At 50.5% G+C, this 21,351-nt stretch carries 17 protein-coding genes and 1 tRNA gene; 8 read left to right on the forward strand and 10 right to left on the reverse strand.

Features of this window, described 5'->3' with window-relative positions; translation table 11 throughout:
* Positions 1 to 11 precede the first annotated feature (11 nt).
* The 4 genes from IB286_RS10430 to IB286_RS10445 all read right to left on the reverse strand — a co-directional run bounded on the left by IB286_RS10430 (position 12) and on the right by IB286_RS10445 (position 2,541).
* Entirely contained in the window at positions 12 to 422 is a 411-nt protein-coding gene (locus IB286_RS10430; protein ID WP_190765249.1) for a PIN domain-containing protein, read from the reverse strand.
* The gene (locus tag IB286_RS10435; RefSeq protein WP_190765251.1) at positions 419 to 634 is read right to left on the reverse strand and encodes an AbrB/MazE/SpoVT family DNA-binding domain-containing protein; all 216 of its coding nucleotides are present in this window, start codon (positions 632 to 634) and stop codon (positions 419 to 421) included. Before IB286_RS10435 ends, IB286_RS10430 begins: the two co-directional genes overlap by 4 nt.
* Positions 635 to 765: 131 nt before the next feature.
* Positions 766 to 1,854 carry a GGDEF domain-containing protein gene (locus tag IB286_RS10440; protein ID WP_190765253.1) on the reverse strand — a complete coding sequence of 363 codons (1,089 nt, stop codon included), beginning with the start codon at positions 1,852 to 1,854 and terminating at the stop codon, positions 766 to 768.
* A 93-nt stretch (positions 1,855 to 1,947) separates the two neighbouring features.
* Positions 1,948 to 2,541 (reverse strand): TetR/AcrR family transcriptional regulator, encoded by a 594-nt coding sequence (locus IB286_RS10445; protein ID WP_190765255.1) that lies wholly within the window; start codon positions 2,539 to 2,541, stop codon positions 1,948 to 1,950.
* A gap of 79 nt (positions 2,542 to 2,620) precedes the next feature.
* Between IB286_RS10445 and IB286_RS10450 the strand changes: the two genes are divergently transcribed.
* The 5 genes from IB286_RS10450 (at position 2,621) to IB286_RS10470 (ending at position 9,154) form a co-directional block, all read left to right on the forward strand.
* On the forward strand, positions 2,621 to 3,784 hold the full coding sequence (locus tag IB286_RS10450; RefSeq protein WP_190765258.1) for an efflux RND transporter periplasmic adaptor subunit: 1,164 nt from the start codon (positions 2,621 to 2,623) through the stop codon (positions 3,782 to 3,784).
* The gene (locus IB286_RS10455; RefSeq protein ID WP_190765261.1) at positions 3,784 to 6,915 is read left to right on the forward strand and encodes an efflux RND transporter permease subunit; all 3,132 of its coding nucleotides are present in this window, start codon (positions 3,784 to 3,786) and stop codon (positions 6,913 to 6,915) included. Before IB286_RS10450 ends, IB286_RS10455 begins: the two co-directional genes overlap by 1 nt.
* Complete coding sequence (locus IB286_RS10460; protein WP_190765263.1) at positions 6,912 to 8,252, forward strand: efflux transporter outer membrane subunit; 1,341 nt, start codon at positions 6,912 to 6,914, stop codon at positions 8,250 to 8,252. Before IB286_RS10455 ends, IB286_RS10460 begins: the two co-directional genes overlap by 4 nt.
* Before the next feature lie 33 nt (positions 8,253 to 8,285).
* Positions 8,286 to 8,888, forward strand: coding sequence for a tRNA-uridine aminocarboxypropyltransferase (locus tag IB286_RS10465; protein ID WP_190765265.1), 603 nt, complete (start codon positions 8,286 to 8,288; stop codon positions 8,886 to 8,888).
* 189 nt (positions 8,889 to 9,077) lie between these two features.
* Positions 9,078 to 9,154: transfer RNA gene (locus tag IB286_RS10470), tRNA-Met, on the forward strand.
* Between the two features lie 196 nt (positions 9,155 to 9,350).
* Here IB286_RS10470 and IB286_RS10475 read toward each other — a convergent pair.
* Complete coding sequence (locus IB286_RS10475) at positions 9,351 to 9,458, reverse strand: hypothetical protein (RefSeq protein ID WP_398285038.1); 108 nt, start codon at positions 9,456 to 9,458, stop codon at positions 9,351 to 9,353.
* Positions 9,459 to 9,610: 152 nt separating this feature from the next.
* On the opposite strand from IB286_RS10475, the gene IB286_RS10480 reads away from it, so the two are divergent.
* The 3 genes from IB286_RS10480 to istB all read left to right on the forward strand — a co-directional run bounded on the left by IB286_RS10480 (position 9,611) and on the right by istB (position 12,336).
* Positions 9,611 to 9,907 (forward strand): hypothetical protein, encoded by a 297-nt coding sequence (locus IB286_RS10480; RefSeq protein ID WP_190765267.1) that lies wholly within the window; start codon positions 9,611 to 9,613, stop codon positions 9,905 to 9,907.
* Between the two features lie 133 nt (positions 9,908 to 10,040).
* Positions 10,041 to 11,567 (forward strand): IS21 family transposase, encoded by a 1,527-nt coding sequence (gene istA, locus IB286_RS10485; RefSeq protein ID WP_450097556.1) that lies wholly within the window; start codon positions 10,041 to 10,043, stop codon positions 11,565 to 11,567.
* Positions 11,557 to 12,336 (forward strand): IS21-like element helper ATPase IstB, encoded by a 780-nt coding sequence (istB, locus tag IB286_RS10490; protein ID WP_190765271.1) that lies wholly within the window; start codon positions 11,557 to 11,559, stop codon positions 12,334 to 12,336. The genes istA and istB overlap by 11 nt, the downstream gene beginning before the upstream one ends.
* Here the strand turns inward: istB and IB286_RS10495 are convergent.
* The 5 genes from IB286_RS10495 to IB286_RS10515 all read right to left on the reverse strand — a co-directional run bounded on the left by IB286_RS10495 (position 12,326) and on the right by IB286_RS10515 (position 21,340).
* Positions 12,326 to 15,358 carry a site-specific integrase gene (locus IB286_RS10495; RefSeq protein WP_190765273.1) on the reverse strand — a complete coding sequence of 1,011 codons (3,033 nt, stop codon included), beginning with the start codon at positions 15,356 to 15,358 and terminating at the stop codon, positions 12,326 to 12,328. The genes istB and IB286_RS10495 overlap by 11 nt on opposite strands.
* Positions 15,359 to 15,592: 234 nt before the next feature.
* Positions 15,593 to 16,705 (reverse strand): Fic family protein, encoded by a 1,113-nt coding sequence (locus IB286_RS10500; protein WP_190765275.1) that lies wholly within the window; start codon positions 16,703 to 16,705, stop codon positions 15,593 to 15,595.
* Between the two features lie 175 nt (positions 16,706 to 16,880).
* Positions 16,881 to 18,158: a type II toxin-antitoxin system HipA family toxin gene (locus tag IB286_RS10505; protein WP_190765277.1), complete on the reverse strand. Its 1,278-nt coding sequence runs from the start codon at positions 18,156 to 18,158 to the stop codon at positions 16,881 to 16,883.
* Positions 18,155 to 18,502: a helix-turn-helix domain-containing protein gene (locus IB286_RS10510; RefSeq protein ID WP_190765279.1), complete on the reverse strand. Its 348-nt coding sequence runs from the start codon at positions 18,500 to 18,502 to the stop codon at positions 18,155 to 18,157. Before IB286_RS10510 ends, IB286_RS10505 begins: the two co-directional genes overlap by 4 nt.
* A gap of 174 nt (positions 18,503 to 18,676) precedes the next feature.
* Positions 18,677 to 21,340: a hypothetical protein gene (locus tag IB286_RS10515; protein WP_190765281.1), complete on the reverse strand. Its 2,664-nt coding sequence runs from the start codon at positions 21,338 to 21,340 to the stop codon at positions 18,677 to 18,679.
* Positions 21,341 to 21,351 lie beyond the last annotated feature (11 nt).

Raw genomic sequence — 21,351 nt, forward strand, 5'->3', positions numbered from 1 at the left:
TTGTTGATCGCCTATCGAGGCGCTTTTGCACCGGGCAATTTTTGTGCTGCTTTGTCAAAGGTATAAGATCCTTTGAATACGCTACCTAATCTATTGGCGGTCGATTTCGCTTTGTTCACAATCAACGCGTCTGCGAAGTCTACACCATTTGATTTTCGATACTGATCAAGGGCAAGCCAAGTGACTTGGCCATCTTCAAATCGGAGATTGGGTTCTTGAAATAGACGCCTAATCACCTCCACAAGCTCTGGCTTGTCCAGTTGGTATTTTGCGCCTTTAAGTGTCCAGATGGTTTCCACTAAAACCACGTCGGTGATCAGTACTGCTTCAGAGCCTTCGATTAACTTGCTGGCTTTGGCAAATTGAACCACATCGTCTTCGAGCAGATACCGAAGTAATACATTGGTATCAATAGCAATCACGACAGGGTGGATTCCATTGACTGCTCGTCACTTATTGATGCTTTTGCTTTGACGTGTTTCAACATGCCCTTGGCGGCGCCGGTGACCTTTTTAACGATATTGATCTGATCGCCGACCACGAAAGTTTCAATATCATCTCCTGGTTTTACGCCGATAGCCTCTCTTTGGCTGGCAGGCAGGGTAATCTGCCCTTTTGCGCTGATTTTTGGCATGGCTTTTTCTCTTTACAATTTATGAAAAGTAAGAATAACACAATCTTTACATTTTTATATATGTAAAGATTTAGGGTGGCTAGGTGCTAATTGTTGATTGTTAATTATTAGTTGCTAGATCAGGATTTACCTTAGGCATGGCTCTCTATTTCGCGCCGGTATTTAACCGCGTACATATCCTTGTCCGCTTGTTTAATTAGGGTTTCGAAACTGGTGCCGTCTTTTGGATAGTTTGCGCAGCCAATAGACGCGCTGAGTGGGTGATACTGTTCTTCGACACTAACACCTTCGGTGAAAATCGCATTGGCGCGTTCAATAAATCGGTCTTTCTCTGCTTTATCACTGACTTTGAGTAAAACCGCAAATTCATCGCCGCCCATGCGGCAGCAATAATCTTGCTCCCTAAAAACAAAGGCCAGTCGTTTGGCAACTTCTGATAACACGGCATCGCCAATGTGGTGGCCGTAACGATCATTGATGGGTTTGAAATTGTTGAGGTCGATATACAACACGGAAAAATGTTCAGTGGCATCGCTGCAGATTTGGGATTTGAGCTGGGCGATAAAATAGCGGCGATTGTATAGCCCTGTTAAGGGGTCATGGGTGGCGTGGTACACCGCCATATCGTGTTTTTTATTGATGATTTTGCGTTGCTTGCGCTGGTGTAATTCATAGTAAACGGTAGGAAGCAGAGCGAGGAAAATGGCGGCGATGCAACTGATGAAAATACCAATTTCACTGTTGTAGGGCTGAATAATATTGCGGATATCCAGATAGGAATACGGATTCCAATAGAGCAGGCAGAGAAAGCTGGCAACGATGCAGGCCCAGAGTGCGCCCGCAAGTATGCCCATGCTGAGTGTGGCAAGGGTGGGCATGACCACCAATATGGTATTGCCCGGTGCATCAATGCCGCCGGTGTTCATGGTGATAATCGCAAGACCAAAGCAAAGAAACCCCAGAAAGGTATTCAATGCAAAATTGCGGTGTTGAAAAACCTCGAGTATCACCAGAGAAATGATGGAACCGACAGATATTAGAATGCCGTAGTTGCGTACCAGTTTCTGGCCGATAGGGCCAATGGGTAACATGAAAATGGAGGCGGTGGTGACGAGGCCGCAGACAAACATGGCACCAAGTATGAATAGTGAAACAAAGCGACGCCGAGCAAATTCGGAAGGGCTGCTGGCAGGGGAGCCGACGAGGGTAGGGCTGACCATAACATTACATTCCTTGTAATTGTTTGGGTGTATAAGCGTTTTAGTATATTTAGCAAATCAACACTATGTCTACTTCCTGAGTGTGATCGCCCTCTAATTATAGGTACCCAAAATCAATTGCACGGCTTCAAGTTTGATTCGCCAGACTTCGTTTAGTGCTTTGTTCAGTGATTGCTTGGGCTTAGCCCGCCATAAATCTATCGCAGAGCCCAGGCTTTGCAGCGCCCATTTGGCAATTTCCAGTCGCACATTATCAGAGCTGCCGGGTAATCGAGTTTTTAAGCACTTGGCGAGGTCTACTGCCAAATCCCGTAAATGCTCATCTAGCAGCCAGCGCAATTTCTCGTTTTCGTGGGCCAGTGGGCCTATATCGCGAATGATGTCCTCGGTGCCGGCCATTTCTTCAAAGTGCAAACTGAGGAAGGCTCTAAGGTCTTCAGGCAGGGCTGCTGTGCCTTCTCTAAGCTGTGCCTTGGCTTCTTCGGTAAAGCGAGGGGGTTCGCCAAAGCAGGCGGCTTCTTTATTGGGGTAATAATTGAAAAAAGTGCGGGTGCTAATGCCCACCGCATCGGCAATGGCCTCGGTGGTCAGATTATCTAAGCCGCGCTCTCGGGCCAGTTTGAGGCTGGCTCGCTGTATGTCTCTGGCGGTTTCTAGGCGTCGTCGTTCACGTAAAGTTAATGTCATCGTAATCTGCAAACATTGCATAGTGTGTAATCATTGCAGAATATGATATTTTATGACGTCTACGTCAAGGGTAAATTCCATGAGTCTAGGTCAAAATCTTTTCCGTCGTGTTGCAGTGCTGTCGCTATTCTTTGTCGGTTCGGCGAGTAATGCACAGATGCCGGGTCCTATGGGGCCGAAACCGGTTGGTGTAATTGAAATTGCGCAGCAGCCGGTGCCGTTGGTGGTTACCTTGCCGGGGCGAGCTGTGGCTTATCAGTCGGTAGCGGTTCGGCCTCGGGTAGAGGGTGTGATCGAAGAAATCCTGTATACGCCGGGGGCGGAATTGAAAGTGGGTGATCCGCTGTTTCGCATTGATGATGCCAGTTATCGGGCGCAGGTTGCGGCGGATCTGGCGACATTGGAAAAAGCCAAGGCCAATTATCCCGTTGCAAAATCCCAATATCAGCGGGCCCAAAAGCTGGCGGGTAGTGGTTACACCGAGGCGCAGGTCGAAAGTGCGCGCTCCGGTTTGGCAGAGGCTCAAGCCAGTCTTGATGCAGCTAAAGCCGCATTGGAATATTCCCAAACCCGCTTGGGCTGGACGACGGTAACCAGCCCGATTGATGGTCATCCCGAGGTGGCTGCGGTTTCTGTTGGTGATTTGGTCAGTGCGGGGCAGAGTTCTGCGCTCACAACGATTGTTCGCTCCAACCCGATTTATGTCGATATGGTCGATGCTTCCGCTCACCGAATTTCAGTGCGTCAGCAGGTAGATTCGGGGCATTTGTCTTTGAGTGAAAATCTGGCGGCCACACTCACATTGGAAAACGGCGATGTGTTTCAGAGTGCGGGCAAGATCGTGACCCTGGGTAATATCGTCTCTACCTCTACCGGAACGTTTACGCTGCGTTTCTCTTTTGAAAATCCTGAACAAGTGATTCTTCCCGGTATGTTTTTGCGCGGTGAATTTACGCTGGGTACGGTCAATGCTTTTCTGATTCCACAGCGCGCGGCTAACAGGGATAAAACCGGAAAGCTGACCGTGTTTATAGTTGATGAAAACCAACAGGCCCGTCAGCTAAGCCTGCGGGATGAGGGCAGTTTTGAAAACAATTGGATTGTTTATGAAGGATTAAATCCCGGTGACAAGGTCATTGTGGATGGTTTGAAGTCCCTTCAGCCCGGACAAGCGGTAAGCGCTTCTAAGGTAAATATTGATCAAAACGGCCTGACCCGCCCAGCAAACGTGGTGACTGAATAATGGCTAAATTTTTTATTCATCGGCCAGTATTTGCCTGGGTATTGGCGATTGTGGTTATGCTGATTGGCGTGTTTGGGCTGAACAGTTTGCCGATTTCGCAATACCCGGAGATTGCTCCGACTACCGTTCAAGTGAGTGCGACCTATAGTGGGGCCTCTGCTGAAACCGTCGAGAACTCTGTGACCACGGTGATTGAGGATGGCATGACCGGCTTGGACGGCTTGATCTATATGACCTCAAGTTCGACAGAGGGCGAGGGCAGCGTGTCATTGACCTTTGACGACAGCGTCGACCCGGATATGGCGCAGGTACAAGTTCAGAATAAGCTCTCGCAGGTGCAATCAAAACTACCCAGCTCGGTGATTCAGCGGGGTGTTCGAGTGCAGCGTTCTACCGGTTCCATTTTGATGGTGGGCGCGCTGGTTGCAAAAGATGGCGGTTATTCCTCGGTTGAGCTGGGCGATATTTTCGGGGCGACCTTTGAGGCCGCGGTGCAGCGTACCGAGGGCGTCGGTGCGATTCGTGTATTTGGTACCCAATACGCCATGCGCATTTGGTTAGACCCGGAGCGGCTTTATCAGTACCAATTAACGCCTTCGGATGTGACCGCCGCTGTGAGCGAGCAAAACACTAATGTGACCGTAGGCAGTCTTGGTGCGCAGCCGGTAGTGCAAGGTCAGCAGATTACCGTGGCGATGTCGGCGCAGTCGCAGTTATCTAGCGTAGAAGGTTTTCAGCGGATTTTGTTGAAAACCAATGCCGATGGTTCGGCGGTTTATTTGGGCGATGTTGCACGGGTTGAATTGGGGCAGGAAAGTTACGGTCGCATTAGTCGTCAAAACGGCCTTCCTGCGGCAGGTTTTGGCGTTAACTTGGCAACCGGTGCCAATGCGGTAGAAACCGCTGCACGGGTTCGTGCGGTACTGGAGCGTTTGTCTGGCGCTCTGCCCGACGGGGTTGAAATTACCTTTCCCTACGACACCTCACCTTTTGTTGAGCAGTCTATTGAGCAGGTGTATCACACCTTGTTTGAAGCCATTGTGCTGGTTTTTCTGGTTATTTTATTGTTCTTGCAAAGCTGGCGCGCCACCGTGATCCCAACCATAGCGGTGCCGGTGGTGTTGTTAGGCACCTTTGGTGTATTGGCGGCATTTGATATGTCGATCAATACGCTGTCGATGTTTGCCTTGGTATTGGCCATTGGCTTGTTGGTCGACGACGCTATTGTCGTGGTGGAAAACGTTGAGCGATTAATGGATGAAGAGGGACTTGGTCCGGTTGCTGCTACTGAAAAATCCATGTCAGAAATTACGCCAGCGCTAGTGGGTATTGTATTGGTGTTGTCGGCAGTATTCCTGCCAATGGCATTTATGACCGGCTCTACCGGGGTAATCTATCGCCAGTTTTCGGTAACGATAATTTCGGCCATGGTGCTCTCTTTGTTTGTGGCCTTGATTCTAACGCCGGCGATGTGCGCGTCTCTCTTGCGTCCGGGCGGTCATGGTGAAGGTGCTCATAAATGGCGGTTTGTAAATCGCTTTAATCAAACCCTCGATTATTTAACCGAGAGATTCAGTCGTCGCGTTAGAAAACTGTCTGGTCGGCCCGGTCGTGGAGTGGCGATTTTATTAATTGTCGGCTTGGCCTTGGGCTGGATTTATCAGCGGGTGCCAACCTCGTTTTTGCCCACGGAAGATCAAGGGGTGTTGCTGTCTTTGGTGACATTGCCAGATAACGCGACCTTTCAGCAGACTCAAGATACTATCGAGCAAGTAGAAAGCTTTATGCTGGAAAATCATGCTGATTCCGTAGAGTCGGTATATGCGGTGGTGGGTTTTTCGTTTACAGGTTCTGGTCAGAATAGAGCCATGATGTTTGTGAAGCTCAAGCCGTATTCGGAGCGCCCAGGTGTTTCCGCTACCGATGTCATGAACGCTGCCAACCGACATTTCTTTAATAATCGCTACGGCCAGATTTTCTTCCTACAACCGCCAGCAATACCCGGAATGGGAACGACATCGGGTTTCAGCATGTACTTGCTAGACCAGCGTGGAAATGGTGATGCGGCGCTCAAAGCGGCGGCCGATGAATTGATTACACGGGCAACCGCTGACGGTCGTGTGACCTCTTTACGTGGCAATGACGACAATCCTCAGGCGACTCTGCGTTTGGCTATTGATCAGCGCAAGGCGGAAGCGTTCGGCGTGTCGATCTCGGATATAAACAGCATGTTGGCCACGGTTTTTGCCGGGGTCTATGTTAATGATTTCCCCTTGGGTAACGATCTGCGGCAAGTATTGGTACAGGGCGATGCGCCTTGGAGGATGCAGCCGGAAGATGTTGAGTCGTGGTATATCCGCAATAAGTCGGGAGAAATGCTGCCTCTTGCTGCGGTGATTAGCCGTGAGTGGGAAGCGAAAATGCCTAAGCTGGTTCGTTACGGCGGCACCCGTGCACTGGAAATTTCTGGGGCAGCGGCCAGTGGCGTTAGCTCTGGTGATGCGATGGCGGCCATGGAGGCTTTCACTGCTGAATTAGAGGGCGGCTACGGTGTGGCATGGACAGGTCTTAGCTATCAGGAACGACTTTCAGGCGATCAGGAAGCGATGCTGTATGCGCTTTCTGCATTGGTGGTTTTTCTGTGTTTGGCTGCACTTTATGAAAGTTGGACGGTGCCTTTTGCGGTGATGATGGCGGTGCCTATTGGTGTGTTAGGTGCCCTGTTCTTTACTTGGATATTGGGGCAGTCCAATGATGTGTATTTCAAAGTTGGCTTGCTGACCACCATCGGTTTGGCTGCGCGTAATGCGATTCTGGTGGTTGAGTTTGCCGAGACTTTACGGGATCGAGGAATGAGCTTGGTTGAGGCAACTATCACTGCTGCTCAGCAGCGTTTGCGTCCAATATTAATGACCTCACTCGCGTTCGGCTTCGGCATTCTGCCCTTGGTTCTGGCCAGTGGTGCGGGCGCCAACGCGCAAAAATCCATTGGTACTGGCATGTTGGGCGGCATTATTTTTTCCACCGTGATTGGCATGTTATTGGTGCCGGTGTTTTATGTCGTGGTGATGGCGGTAACCGCCAATCTAAAAGCCCGAATGGCCGCCTCTAAACTGGAGGATGCGCAATGAAAAAGGCCTTAGTGATATTGCCTCTTCTATTGGCGGCTTGTGCGGTGGGACCAGATTATCAGCGTCCAGATGTCAGTTTGTCAGATCGATTCATCGGCGCGAATGCGGCGGCGGTGGCTGATGTTGCCCAGCAGCGCTGGTGGCAGGATTATAACGATCCCTTGCTGTCGACATTGGTTGAACAGGGTTTGTCGCAAAGTCTTGATGTGCTTACGGCCATAGAACGGATTCAGCAAGCAAGAGCAAACGCCAAGGCGACCGGGCTGAGTGCCGCGGTTTCCGGTAGCTTGGATGTGGCTAATGTGCGCCAAGGCGGTGATGCCATTGATGGTGTGCAGGTCATAGACTCTCAGCAATTAAGTGCGGCGTTAGTTGTCGATCTTTTTGGGCGCGTTCAGCGTGGTCGCGAGGCCGCACTTGCTGATTTAGTTGCGGCAAAAGCTGAATCGCAAACCGTGCGCTTGGCGTGGTTGGCCGAGCTGGTTTCTGCTTATGCCGATGCGCGTTACTACCAAGCGGTAAAAAAACTGGCCGAGAATACCATTGCTGCGCGGGAACAAACGGCGGCAATTATCCGCCTGCAATTTGAAGCTGGGGCTTCTACTCAATTCGAAGTGGCTACCGCAGAAGCCTTGCTGGCAACCGCAAAAGCCGATGTGCCGCGTTACCAAGCGCTGTTTTCAGCCAATGTGTTTAGCATAGCCACTCTGTTGAATACCTCTGCGACAGAAGTGTTTGCGCAAATGGAGGCCCCTTCAGAACAGCTTGAAACACCGGCTATTTACGAATTGGGTGTGCCTGCCGACCTATTAAGAAATCGACCCGATGTGCGCAGCGCCGAAGCGGATTTAGCGGCCGCCGTTGCCAATGTGGGTGTGGCGCAAGCGGCGCTGTATCCGGCCATTTCTCTTAGCGGCACGGTGGGCGCTAGCGATGGGCTAGAGAGCTGGACATTTGGTCCGCAGCTTTCGCTACCGATCTTCAATCAAGTGGCTTTGCGCGCTAACCGCGATGCGGCTGAATCCATTGCTGCTCAGGCTGAGCTTCAGTGGCGAGCCGCCGTTTTAAAAGCCGTGGAAGATGTGCAAATTGGCCAGTCAAACCTTGAGCATTACACGGCGCGATCTACCGCGTTGCAGCAGGCTGCAGAAAGCTATCAGCAAGCGTTGGCAATGGCGCAAGAAAACTTTCGGGCCGGTGCCATTACCTTGTTGGATTTACTCGACACCGACCGCAATGCACTGGCAGCAAGCCTCAGCGCGGCATCTGCCATTAACGATAATGCCAAAGCCTGGGCGGTGTTGAAAATTGCGATAGGGGCGGGCGCCGGGGAATAATAGAAGCATCTTATTCCGTTTTGGATTGCCCCAGTGAGCTCTCGCCCTACCTGTTCTGAATGTCTGCGCCCCGCAACGACCTGCCTTTGCGGGGCCATTGTTCAGCGGCGCTCGGCCTATCAATTAATAATATTGCAGCACCCCAAAGAAGCTCGCCATGCACTTTCCACGGCACCGCTTTTGGCCCGCTCGATTATTGGTAGCCAACTTTTGGTGGGCGAAACCTTCGACCCCTGCGAAATTCTCGGGGCGGATTGGCAACAAACTAGCGTGTTGTTGTACCCCGGTGAGCGGGTTATTGAGGCAGAAAAAGCGCAGACCTTAGCCTTAAAAAATCTGATTGTCTTGGATGGGACTTGGCGTAAAACGGCCAAGTTAATCCACATGAACCCTTGGCTTACCCAGTTGCCGTGCTTGGCATTGCAGCCAGCAACGCCAAGCCGCTATCGCATTCGTAAATCTCCCCGCGCTGATGGTTTATCCACAATCGAAGCTACCGCTCAGGCATTAAATGCGCTGCATAACAGTGAGGATTTTGATGCCATTCTCGGCGTCTTCGACAAAATGATTGAGCATCAAATCAGCGCGATGGGCGAAGAAACGTTTAAGCGTAATTACGAGTCAAAGTGGAGATAAGGGGGGGGGCGTTGCGGAATATTCCTGCTTTACGGAGAGCGTTTGCATTGCAGGCCATACGTTTGGCTCGCCTTTGGCAACAAACCGCTCAAATAAACAGCGAGTTGGCTATAAAATCACCGTTATTCAAATAATTAGCGGATTCCCTTGCATTCGCAAAACCGTTTCCCTACAATGCGCAGCCTCTGATGCGGGGTGGAGCAGTCTGGTAGCTCGTCGGGCTCATAACCCGAAGGTCGTTGGTTCAAATCCAGCCCCCGCTACCAACAAAAGAAAAGGCGAATCAAGCACTTAGCTGGTTCGCCTTTTTTATTGTCGGTAAATTTTTAAGCCCTGTGACGATCTGTGACGTTTTCTGTGACGATTTTGAAAATCCGTCACTGTAAAACCATGCCCTGCATGACCTTCGGGCTTCGACTCGGCACAGGCTCTAGGCTCTACAACATCAACGGGGGATAGCACTCATCTCACCCCGTTAATCACACCATCCCATCCGCAATGGGCCAGCACTCGTAATCTGTAATTTTCAAAGTTTCTAAAACCATACGCTCGTCGTGTCATCATTTCCATTTTTTGTGGTAGCACTCCGCAATCCCATTACTTTTACTAAACCTCCACATGGTCGCAATAGGTTGCAGCAATGAGCACAAGGTGGGCTGCTAGGTGCCAGTAATGGAATTTTCAGATAGGATGTTAGTTCTTGAATCCAGCCTATCCTATAAATGCCCAAGTCACGTAAATCAAAGAGAAAAGCTAAATCACCCAAAAAGCGTCTTGTTCTTGAGTACTGGCCAGACAAGCCCATCAAAAAAGCCTCCGCACAATTCACAGGCCTTAAAAAGCAATGGCATGGTGTGATTATGCAAGAACTTAGCGACGGAACTGTAGAGGAGTATACGATTGCTCCAGACTCGCCAATATTCCTTGAAGAATTCTTAGGCGTTTTGAAGGAAGAAATTTGGAATTTGATTTCAGAAAATCATGAAAATTGTGGGCTAAAAATTTATGCAAGAGCCTGAAGTCGGCTTTGCGACATTTAACGCCTTAGTGTTGAATTGCATCCAAAACTGACCCACTAACCCCTTATATTTGCATCGAATTTTGACCCACGTGTAACACTCTCCCGCGACGAAGTCGCGGGAGTATTTTGGAGTGATAGACGTGGCATTATTAAGTGTAATTCGACGCTGGCACCTACGTGACGGGATGCCAATTCGAGAGATCGTCAGACGTACTGGCTTGTCTCGTAATACGGTACGCAAATACCTTTCCAGTGATGTTGTCGAGCCAGCCTACCCGGCTCGCAAGACACCCAGCAACTTAGACAACTACGACGAGATTCTCACAGGCTGGCTGTTTCGAGAATCGCGACGACACCGTAAACAGCGGCGAACCGTTAAGCAGCTACATCGCGACCTCACAGGGCTTGGTTACACCGGCTCTTATGATCGTGTTGCTGCCTTTGCTCGCCGTTGGCGACAAACTCAAGATGAGGCTAAGCGTCTCTCTAGCAAGCATGTTTACGTACCGCTTCAGTTTGCTCCGGGCGAAGCCTTCCAGTTTGACTGGAGTGAGGACTGGGTCAGGATTAACGGTGTCAAAACTAAGCTGCAGATCGCGCACTTCAAGCTGAGTTACAGTCGAGCCTTCTATCTCCGGGCGTATCTGACCCAGACACACGAGATGCTGTTCGACGCCCACTATCACGCCTTCCAGGCCTTTGGTGGCGTCCCTCAGCGCGGCATTTACGACAATATGAAGACCGCCGTCGATAAAATTGGGCGAGGTAAACAGCGCCAGATTAATAAGCGCTTCTATGCCATGGTCGGCCATTATCTCTTTGAACCCGAGTTCTGTAACCCCGCCTCAGGCTGGGAGAAGGGGCAAGTAGAGAAAGCGGTGCTCGATGCTCGCCACGGGCTTTGGTATGACGCCCCCAACTTTACTTCACTACCCGAGGTAAATCGGTGGCTGGAACAGCGTTGTCAGCTACGTTGGCAAGAGACAGCCCATCCCGAGTTTAGAGCACGGTCGTTGGCCGAGTGCTTGACCGATGAGCTGCCTGAGATGATGCCTGTGCCGCCAGCCTTTGACGGCTTTGTTGAGGACACCAAGCGGGTGTCCTCAACCTGCCTGATTACCCATGAGCATAATCGCTATAGCGTTCCAGCGAGCTTCGCTAATCGCATGGTCAGCCTGCGGATTTATCCAGAACGTCTGGTGATCGTTGCAGAAGCCCAAGTGGTTGCGGAGCATGAGCGTGTTTTTAATCGTGATAAACGTACTCAAGGACGAACCATCTATAACTGGCGCCATTACCTTACCGTTGTACAACGTAAACCCGGCGCACTGCGCAATGGTGCGCCGTTCAGCACATTACCTGAGAGCTTCCGACTGCTGCAAACCAAGCTTTTAAAGCGTCCAGGAGGTGACCGAGAAATGGCGGATATCCTAGCGCTCGTCCTGTTGCATGATGAGGCGTTAGTAGAACAAGCCATTGTTAAGGCGCTGGCATTAGGGGAATCGTCTAAAGAACATGTTCTCAATTGCTTAAACCGACTTGAGCAACCACCTCGACCGCAGCCTCTTAAGCCTCCACCCACTCTCAAGCTCGTCACGGAACCTATGGCAAATACAGCACGCTACGACAACCTGAGGAGGACTCAGCATGAACACTGAAGCGATGGTGGCAACACTAAAGTCCTTGAAGCTACACGGCATGGCAGATGCGATCTTGGCCCTATCTGGGCAAGCATCACCGGCATATCAAAATGCGTTACCGGTACTCAGCATGCTGCTCAAAGCCGAGTCCTCTGAACGGGATGTGCGCTCGATCCAATATCAGATGAAGGTGGCGAAGTTCCCAGCCTACCGAGACCTGACTGGCTTCGACTTCCAGCAAAGTATCGTCGATGAAGTGCTTGTTAAGTCGCTACACCGATGCCAATTCCTAGAGGACGCCCAGAATGTGGTTTTAGTCGGCGGGCCGGGCACGGGCAAAACGCATCTTGCGACAGCCATCGGAGTTCAAGCTATCCAGCAGCACAGACAGCGGGTGCGCTTCCTCTCAACGATCGAGGTGGTTAATGCGCTTGAGCAGGAGAAGCAGCAAGGACAACAAGGGCGCCTTGCGAATCGGTTGATCTATACCGACCTCGTGATCTTGGATGAACTAGGCTACTTACCGTTCAGTCAGGCTGGCGGCGCCTTGTTGTTCCACTTGATAAGCAAACTCTATGAGCGCACTAGCATCGTCATTACAACCAACCTCAGCTTTGTTGAATGGTCGACGGTGTTCGGGGACGAAAAAATGACGACGGCGCTATTAGATCGATTAACGCATCACTGCCATATCCTCGAAACAGGCAATGATAGTTACCGACTAAAAAACTCAACGACAAACAGGGAGGAAATTAAGACCGGCAGAAAACCGAAAACTACGCCATAATTAGGCAAATGGGGTGGGTCAACTTTAAATGCAAATGCCGGGTCAGTTTTAAATGCAAATCAACAATCAGGGTCTCACTGTATTCAAGGAAATACGTTTTTTTATGCTGAATAACATGAAAATGATGACCGCAAGCGATATCCCTAATCATCCGCAGATAACTGATCCGTTTTTCAATACAGAATAGTACCGCCCCCATCTGAAGCGCTTTCGCCTTGGAGAGTTGCGCCTTGATGTACTGTCTCTTGGCTTTTTTAGACCATTTTTCGACTAACTCTAATCGCCCCAATTGAGTGGGAACTTCATCTGTCAGTAGCGAGCGCTCAGGGCGAACATTGACGACTCTACGTTTTATCGCAGATTTTGCAGCAGCGCCGGCTAGGTCAGCCTCTTTTATCAGCAATTGTAGACGAATGGCCGAGTAAGGATGAGGTAATGAACCATCACGATAAAGCATGCGCTGAACTAACTTATCCAACTCTTGAGCCGACATTGAGGCCAATGGCGTAATTTGAGTAGCTAGCGCGATATCCGTTTTCGCTTCCCGAATGACTCGCTTGAGATCTTGGCTACGGTTCCAGCGGCGCTCGGCAAAACCAAACCGAATGGGTTCACGATACCCTGTGGCATCTAAAAAGAACTCACTAAAATTAGGCTCGAGTTCATCAAAGGCCTCTAGCTCGAATAGAAGGGAGCCGAAAAGCTCCTCGAGCTCTTTTTTATATTGCTTAAAATCAGAGAGCCTCGATCGAGGTGAGTAATCACTGTAGGTTGCCGCTCCGCGCTCAGCATGCCCCATCCAGCCATCGATAACTTCAATTGAGACACCTGAACGGGCCAGTCGCTGTGCATAACGATGACGAAAGACATTGGCAGGGAGTGACCACTGCAGCAACTCTCCACCAGGTAAGTCGTGATCCCCCATAGAGTGCCATTTGAGCGCGCTATCTAACTTGAAGAACATAGGTAGGGGTGTGGACCTACCTTCCAAAAGCATCGCCAGCTTACTAGCAAGCTCAGGCCTGAGCGTGGAAATCGCGTCAGCGAGTTTGGCCAGATACTTCACATAACTTCGCAAAAGAGCGCACACCGACTCTGGAAGTGGTACTAGCCGACCACTGTGTAACCCGTCATCTGTTTTGTCGTTGATATAAACAAGGCGATATTGCCAGTTGAAGTGCGCAAGCGATTCAAAAGGATCACGTAAGTGGCGGCATCCAGTTGCGGCATAAAGTGCGATCACACAATATTGAGCAAACTGATTATGAAAACTAAGCCAGTCACCCTCTATGAGGGTATTTTTGATTCGCTGAGTCGCGTGTCGAATTTCTAGTTGTATGACGCTCTCTAGAGGAACCAATAAGCTTCCTAAAATATTGACGTTGTCGTTAGCTGACGAACTCGTCGTGAGTGAAAGTCCCTTTTCAATCGCTTTAATATCCCATGATGCATATCCGCAAGCTCCCGGAAGGCCACTGTTTGGTGCAGATGAAACCAAACGTCCGAGATTGTGATCACCGGTTTGCTGATACGCACGCAAACCGGATACTTGTGCCAACTTTGAAGACGAAATCCTCGGAAAATGTTCGCGACAAACATCATTGAACCATCGTTCTACGGGATCAGAACAAAAGCTTTGCCATAGCTGCCCAAGCTGCGGTTCATCGCCTATTAAATTGGAGGTGACGTATTCCAGAGCCGCCGTTAATTGCTTGGGTAACTCAAGCTGGATTTCTCGCGAGAAGGGCTCCACAAGAGATGTTGTTTCATTGTTTGGTTGCCATGAGTTTCGCCGCTGAGGTGATTGGCGTTGGAGATGACAAAGATCTGTGGTGATGCTCCACTCATCTCCCAATTGGTCAGAAATCTTTATTAGCTGCGCAAAATACAATGACCGACCAAAACGGCACGACAGCCAGACAAGCACACCGCCCAAAGCCATAGTACGCTCAGTGGAACGCAGAGATCGATCAATCCACCGATCCAAAACCGGAAGCTCTGGCGGTAGAACACCGTCATAGCTCCAAGGAAGATAGTGCGATTCTTCCGCTCGCTGAATGAAAAAGCTGTTAGAACTGCGCTGTTGCTGCTCTGGGCTATCCGTAGGATCTGTAGGAACAACCCAAGTAAATTCAGACTGTTCATCTTCTGTGTCATGACCAAGAACCAGCTCGCACGCTCCAGAATCACTCTCGTACTGTATCGTGGAAATGGGAGGTGCACTTGCAAAGCGCCGCTCATCATAAATAAGCGTCTTAAGCTCTGGATAAGGCGTGCTTTCTCCAGCGGCTATCGAGTTAATCGCATTTAAAAATCGACTTGCAGCCCTGTCGCCTGAAGTATCAGCACCAACCTGACGAGAAGCCAATCTTAGGGAGTCAGAAAACCGGTCAAAATTTTCAGGGGCGTCAGCTCTAAACCGCTTAGCGGCGGTCAAAAGTTGATCAACAAGCCGCCACCGAGAATTGCCATGCCCTAGCGCAAGAAAGCGAGCAGCTTGACTGATTTCCTTGTCCGCAACATTGTTAGATTCAACAATTCGTTCTGCAGCTTGCACCGCTAACCACATGCGCAGACGCCGCCGCTCAGAATAGATGCTGGCGTCTTTACTGGGAGATAGGACGGTCGTATAGAGAGTGAGTAAAAAGGTTCTCTTTTCAAATTCAGGGAACTGACGGCGGACTTGTTCTATTGTGCCGCTAGGAGAAATAGCCGCGTGTCGGCTACTGATCTGAGTATTTCTTATAAAGGTTGTCGTAAACCGCCGCAGCCTATCGGTGTATGAATGGCCAGACCAGTCTTTGAGGATCTCGCGAGACTCGGGGTGATCAAATTCTTCTGCGAGATTGGCAATACCCACAATGTTGGGGTTGAGGCCAAGAAGGAGGTATATTATTTCCAGCTCTTCTTGTAAGCCGTTATCAAAGGCCCACTCTACCAGCGAAGAAAATCGCTTTCCGAGCCTGAAGGTCAGCTCCTCCTTAGGAGTTCTGTGACACTTATCCTTTGCTTCTTGTGACATAAAGTGCTCTTACGTCCGTGAGCGAAACCCTCAAAAAGTCTATTTATCATAATGATTTATGCAATATATGGCAATTTAAGTACATTTAAAATGTATCTATAAGATCATTCTCATAACCGTCGTTGGTTCAAATCCAGCCCCCGCTACCAACAAAAGAAAAGGCGAATCAAGCACTTAGCTGGTTCGCCTTTTTTAATGTTGGTACTTTTTTTAACCCTGTGACGATTGGCGGCTCTACAACACTACCGTTACCAATGTATAGGTGGTGCTCCGGCCTCCACCGGGTTCTTTTTCCAACACGCCTTTTTCGATCAAGTCATTAATATCCCGAGTAGCTGTATCCTGCGAGCATTTGCAGATTTTTGCCCACTTCGATGAAGTCAGCTTTCCCTCAAAGCCATCCAGCAGTCGATTTAACATTTTTTGCTGGCGCGCATTGAAGTTCTGCGCCACGTTACATGACCAGAACTTGGCTTTGGCCATCACTTTTCCAGTGATGATCTCCGCGCCATCGATGGCACCTTCAAGAGCCTCCAGAAACCAGACCAGCCAGGGCGTGATATTCAAATTGCCCTTTTGGGTTTTCTCCAGAATGTCGTAATAGGATTTATGCTGCCGCTGTATTTCGGCGGACATACTGTAAAATCGATGTGGATTGCCCTCAGCTCGGGCCAGCAGCATATCTGTCAGCGCTCGGGCTGTCCGCCCATTACCATCTTCAAAAGGGTGGATCGTGACAAACCAGAGGTGGGCGATACCCGCCTTAAGATTGAGGTCACCTTTAAATGGAGCTTCGAACCATTCGAGGAATCGCGCCATTTCTTGTGGTAACCGTCCGGCATCCGGGGCTTCAAAGTGGATCGTTTCTCGGCCTATTGGCCCGGATACTACTTGCATGGGGCCGGCTTCAGTCTTACGCCAATCGCCGACGCTGATTTGGGACATGCCGCTACGTCCGGTTGGAAACAGCGCTGCGTGCCAGGAGTGTAGGCGCTCACTGGTGAGTGGCTTATCGAAGTGCCTCGTAGCGTCCAGCATCATTTCCACCACGCCTTCGACAGCGTGATCAGCTTTGATCAGGCCTGGAATATCCATTCCCAGATGTCGGGCAATAGAGGAGCGTACTTGCTGCTTGTCGAGGATTTCTCCTTCAATTTCGCTGGTCCGCAGTACATCTTCAGTCAGCGTGTAGAGCTCGGCTTCCTGCTGTAATTCAAAACCGAGGGATTCCATTCTCCCGAGCAGACGACCCTGCTTGCGGGAAACGGCTGGTAGCCGCTCCGCGATGATGGCTTCATCGAAGCTGAAGTTGGGCCAGTTGGGAAGTTCGTGGATATACCTTGCCATAATCTCCGCGCCTTTTGCGGGGATTATGGCGTTTTATCTCCGCATCTGCAACGGTATTGTCCGCATATAACGCGGAGAAAATGATGTTTTATCTCTGCAATGCTGGCACGCTTAGCAAAGCCACAAGTATTGCTACGCAAGGTTCCGTGGGAGATTTGGGGCCACGCCATTACTTTTACTTTGTGGTCTCGATCTTAAAATCGTCCTGAAGCTTAGCCCAATGCGATCTAAGACTTTCTTTGTGAGATTCGTCCATCGGTAACGCTTTGAGAGCCTCAGGCCATAATTCTCTCGCCTTGCTCATTGCATCGTCTAGGTGTGGTTTTATCGCCCTCCACGGAATGCCCGATTTACCTGCCCATGCCTGAAAATGTGCCATAGTAACGGCATACCATTCTTTGGTTTTGTCTAAGTTGAGCGCATATCTGGTTTCATTTTCGATATATACATTTGTTGTAACGATATCGTAGGCAGGAGACAGCCGTGGCGTTACTTTATCAAGATACAAGAAGCTCCAGTTTTTTAGGTGTGCATCGCCATTCGCCAAGAGAACATTCACCAGTAATCGCCTTGCGAGCTGTTGAGTGTCGGCAAGCCCGTCACCAGAGAAGTCATAAATGACTTTGCCTATATTCTCATAATTAGCTGAAGTGTATTTTTCGTGCGGGTACTTCACCAGAATTTGCGCGAAGTCTTCCATGTGAATGCGCTGGTTGCCGTCCCGATCAAATCGCTTGATGGCAAAGGCATGCTTTTCATCTGGCAAGTTAATTTGTGGCAAATTGTCGAGCTTATCTAGCTCAACAAGTTTGATCTCAGGAATATCAATTCCAACGAGCCCCGCCAGCGACATGGCGGTATATTCGTTTAGTGGCGCAAACTTGTGCTTGGTTGAAGGTGTTTTGATTATCCAGTCACCCAGCACGTTACCCTTGGCTAAGTTATAGCGCCCATCCTTCTCTTTCATGGAGAACTTCATTTGCACGCCAGCCAATGAAAACTTGTTTTCTTGGGTGACTTTATCGAACTTGGCTGCCTTAGCTATTCCATGCGTTTCCAGTACGTAATCAGGAATATCTTCAGGCTCCATTCGTGTGGCTTCGATTGCCCCCGGCAAATCTTCGCCAAGGTAAGAGAGAATGTGAAATTCATTATCTACGTGCACCTTCAGGCCTTGTGCGATTAGCTCGCGTAACGAGCCTTCTGGCAGCAAGTTTGAAAGCACAGGATGCAGCCGCTGATTCCGTGCCCATGGTTCTGCCATCAGCTTGACGGCATTCGGGAACGAGGGGTGAGTGATAAGGCTGAATGTCGGACGCTTGGGATCATTTTTAAATGAGTCTGCGATGCTCAATACATTGCGGCCATTCTTGAACCCAGCGAGATAGCCGATCAGCACGCCATGAATTGTGAGCTGTAGAACATTGACTTGGTCATGGCTGTCCGCGCTCATTCATTTTCTCCTAGCAAGCCCTGCCATGGATCATCGGCCAGTGGGTTACTTTGTTCTTTTCCCGTCTGGCTTGGCTTGGTTACTCCCTTAGTTGATGGCTCAGAGCTTGAAAGAGTATCGTCGGCTAGTGCCGCCAGCACAGCATTCAATTTTTCTTGCGGAATTAGCAGCAACTCACTTTTGAGTCCCTTAGCGACTAGCTCAAGAGTATCAAGTCGCGGATTGCCCTTGGATTCCAAACGCTGATATTGCTGACGCGATATACCAACGCGCAGCATCATATCGTGCTGCTTGAGTTTCAGTGCGATACGGCGTTTTTTGATTTGCTCGAGTAGTGAATTCATAATGAAACACATGTATTGCTATCAATCAATAAAGAAGCATATTAGTTTCTTTTTTTTTGTGTGGCAACATATGGGTTTCTTTCTGGTGTAGAGATCGATTTTCTGTTTAGTGAGAGCTGGATTAGGCGGGCCAGGCAGCTCTAACAGCGTACCCAGCCCTTTCTCTAAGTCTACTCAAGACTCGGGCACCGGCTCCAATTTGCGACGGAAGCTGCCCGAGATCCGCACGACATTGTCGCCGTCGGGCATGATTTGTTCGCCATCAATGATTTGCGCTGTTGCGGAATAGGTACCCGTCACGTAGCCATCGTCGTCAGAGAGTATTTCTACCTGACAGGCGGCGCCGTCCAGTGTCAACTCGGCTTTGGCGTCGCGGTCGTACTGCGTAGTCTGATACAGGGCGCCAATCGCTTGTAGATTCACCTGTACCGCGCGATTATCGCTGCTGTTTACATCGGCGCAGTGGTGCACACCCACTTCACGCGGCATATTAATTATGTCCAGTTTGAGTTCTTTGCGGCGATCCATGGTGCGATGACCATACTGACTGTAGGAGGACTCGTAGCTGTATAGCTGATCGAAGGGATCGTAGATAAACTTGAAACGATCACTGGTTTGCCAATGACCACTGCCGTCTTCAATGCGCATGGTCACGCCGACTTCGTCCGGAGCTAGGTCGCCTTCATCACCGTTGTCATCATCTGGGCGCGTCAGCACGACCGCATAATTACGGAATTTCCCACTGATTTCCAAACGGCGATCGTCGCCCTCTAATAAATTTTCCTGGGCAAACAAGGTCGCGGTATAGCTAGCGTCATAGAATTTGCCACCGCGCGACACGGTCACGATTTCACACTCACCACTGGCCTCGTCTGAGGTATAGCGTTGCTCCAGCAAATAGGTGCCGACTTTTACCCACATGTGCATGGCGCCAGCACGATTTCGGTACTCGGTGCCACAGTGGTAGGTTGTATCCCCAGCAAAGCCTCCCTGTGGCTGGGTGCCCGCGTGCAAGCTAATAATATCGGAGGCATTGCCCTGAAATGGGGGTGTGCCGTCCTCTGGGCTAGTACCGCCAAGGCCAACAGGATTATCCAGCAGGAAGTACTGTTCTGAGCCGAGTTCATAACTTGGATTATCGGCCAGTTCGATACTGCCAAAATAGTTCCGAGGCAAGTCACCTTCAAGTGTTCCTTGTACGCCCACATGGTCATAAACGCGGAACGGCACATTTTCAAGCTGAATAGCGTACTCGTCCTTCTCCAGTGTGGCCGCAAGAATAACGCCTTGAATACCCCCCAATTCGCTGACGTAGTCAGTACGTAGCCTGCAGTCGCTGGCCGTGTAATCGCCGCGATTAGCTGGCGCTCCGGTAACGGCATTCATCGACAGCACCATCTGTAGCTGATCGTCGCAGACTTGCTCGCCCAGAACATGAGGAACATTAAGATACATAACAGCAGGCACTAAGCCTTCGTACTCTGTCGTATCGATGTCGTTACGGGTATCGACATTAAATCGCAGCTGCCGAACACCGCTCAATGTTGTATAAACGCTGGCGTAATCCAACAAATAGCGATAATTGCTATCTGTAAACTTCAAATAAGCGCCGTTCTTGCCATTCAAAGGATCGTAAACCGGGTTGTCGAGGTCGCCCGCAACACCGCCGCCGCCAGTTTCGCCCCCGGTTTCTCCGCCAGTTTCTCCCCCGGTTTCTCCGCCAGTTTCGCCCCCGGTTTCTCCGCCAGTTTCGCCCCCGGTTTCTCCGCCAGTTTCGCCCCCGGTTTCTCCGCCAGTCTCGCCCCCGGTTTCTCCGCCAGTTTCGCCCCCGGTTTCTCCGCCAGTTTCGCCCCCGGTTTCTCCGCCAGTTTCGCCCCCGGTTTCTCCGCCAGTCTCGCCTCCAGTTTCTCCGCCAGTTTCGCCCCCGGTTTCGCCTCCGGTTTCCCCGCCAGTTTCGCCCCCGGTTTCTCCGCCAGTCTCGCCTCCGGTTTCTCCGCCCGACGCGTTGTCACCTATTGTGTTTGAATCGGGAGTGAGGAGTGCTGCGTTTGCCTGTAGATCGGTGTTGGCTAACAGTGCAGCCTGTGAATTGATAGCTGCTGACAAGTCCGCCACAAAATCAGTGTAGGGAACGGCCACTGAGGAGCCCTCCGACATACCATCCAGCGCACTGTCTTTACCATCGGCAATCAGCGCATTCATGGTGCTCACCGCAGGTAATCCTTCGCCAGATGACATTTCCGCGAGGGCGGCCAGTAACAGGGCGTGGCGCCCCGCCTCGGTATCATCAAGGCTGTTGGCTTCCGTCGCGTCAGACACTAGGCTCGGAACGCTTAGAATACTGGTTAAACTTGGCGCGATCGCAGCGCGAACCTCATCGTTAATCCCGCTCACAATATCGCTTGTCAGCGGAGAGTTGCCTCGGGCCACAGCGATCTCATATGCGAGGTGGGTCAGCGGTGTTACCGCCAAGGCAGGATTAGGGGCGATCGCCATTGCGCGCATACTCTGACCCGCTGGAAAAGCCAGTGTTGCCTTGGCGGATTCGTCGTAATAGCTAGCACCATCGCCACCGAGTACTTCTACTACTACCGGCCCTTGGTAACGGCTGTAGTCCACGCTAACGCTACCGTCAGCAGCGGTTGTTCCGGTGCCAATAAGTGTGACGCCATCTGCTTCATAAATGTTAACTTGGGCATTGGACACCAAGCCGAGAGACGGTGATACCGCTACCGAATCTGACTTACCGCCCTGAGGATATTTGTGATCTTCATTACACGCTGCCACGGTGAAGGCCAGCGCCAGCACAGGAAGGTGCTTCCAAGTTGCAAATTTCATAATGCTCTCCG

This window comes from Spongiibacter pelagi (genome assembly GCF_014705705.1).
GTDB classification, from domain to species: Bacteria; Pseudomonadota; Gammaproteobacteria; order Pseudomonadales; family Spongiibacteraceae; genus Spongiibacter; species Spongiibacter pelagi.

Bases quoted from the DNA above. Each gene is read 5' to 3' on its own strand.
- IB286_RS10435 (WP_190765251.1), bottom strand. From the start codon at position 634: ATGCCAAAAATCAGCGCAAAAGGGCAGATTACCCTGCCTGCCAGCCAA.
- IB286_RS10440 (WP_190765253.1), bottom strand. From the start codon at position 1,854: ATGGTCAGCCCTACCCTCGTCGGCTCCCCTGCCAGCAGCCCTTCCGAA.
- IB286_RS10445 (WP_190765255.1), bottom strand. From the start codon at position 2,541: ATGACATTAACTTTACGTGAACGACGACGCCTAGAAACCGCCAGAGAC.
- IB286_RS10450 (WP_190765258.1), top strand. From the start codon at position 2,621: ATGAGTCTAGGTCAAAATCTTTTCCGTCGTGTTGCAGTGCTGTCGCTA.
- IB286_RS10455 (WP_190765261.1), top strand. From the start codon at position 3,784: ATGGCTAAATTTTTTATTCATCGGCCAGTATTTGCCTGGGTATTGGCG.
- IB286_RS10460 (WP_190765263.1), top strand. From the start codon at position 6,912: ATGAAAAAGGCCTTAGTGATATTGCCTCTTCTATTGGCGGCTTGTGCG.
- IB286_RS10475 (WP_398285038.1), bottom strand. From the start codon at position 9,458: ATGGAAATGATGACACGACGAGCGTATGGTTTTAGAAACTTTGAAAAT.
- IB286_RS10480 (WP_190765267.1), top strand. From the start codon at position 9,611: ATGCCCAAGTCACGTAAATCAAAGAGAAAAGCTAAATCACCCAAAAAG.
- istB (WP_190765271.1), top strand. From the start codon at position 11,557: ATGAACACTGAAGCGATGGTGGCAACACTAAAGTCCTTGAAGCTACAC.
- IB286_RS10495 (WP_190765273.1), bottom strand. From the start codon at position 15,358: ATGTCACAAGAAGCAAAGGATAAGTGTCACAGAACTCCTAAGGAGGAG.
- IB286_RS10500 (WP_190765275.1), bottom strand. From the start codon at position 16,705: ATGGCAAGGTATATCCACGAACTTCCCAACTGGCCCAACTTCAGCTTC.
- IB286_RS10505 (WP_190765277.1), bottom strand. From the start codon at position 18,158: ATGAGCGCGGACAGCCATGACCAAGTCAATGTTCTACAGCTCACAATT.
- IB286_RS10510 (WP_190765279.1), bottom strand. From the start codon at position 18,502: ATGAATTCACTACTCGAGCAAATCAAAAAACGCCGTATCGCACTGAAA.
- IB286_RS10515 (WP_190765281.1), bottom strand. From the start codon at position 21,340: ATGAAATTTGCAACTTGGAAGCACCTTCCTGTGCTGGCGCTGGCCTTC.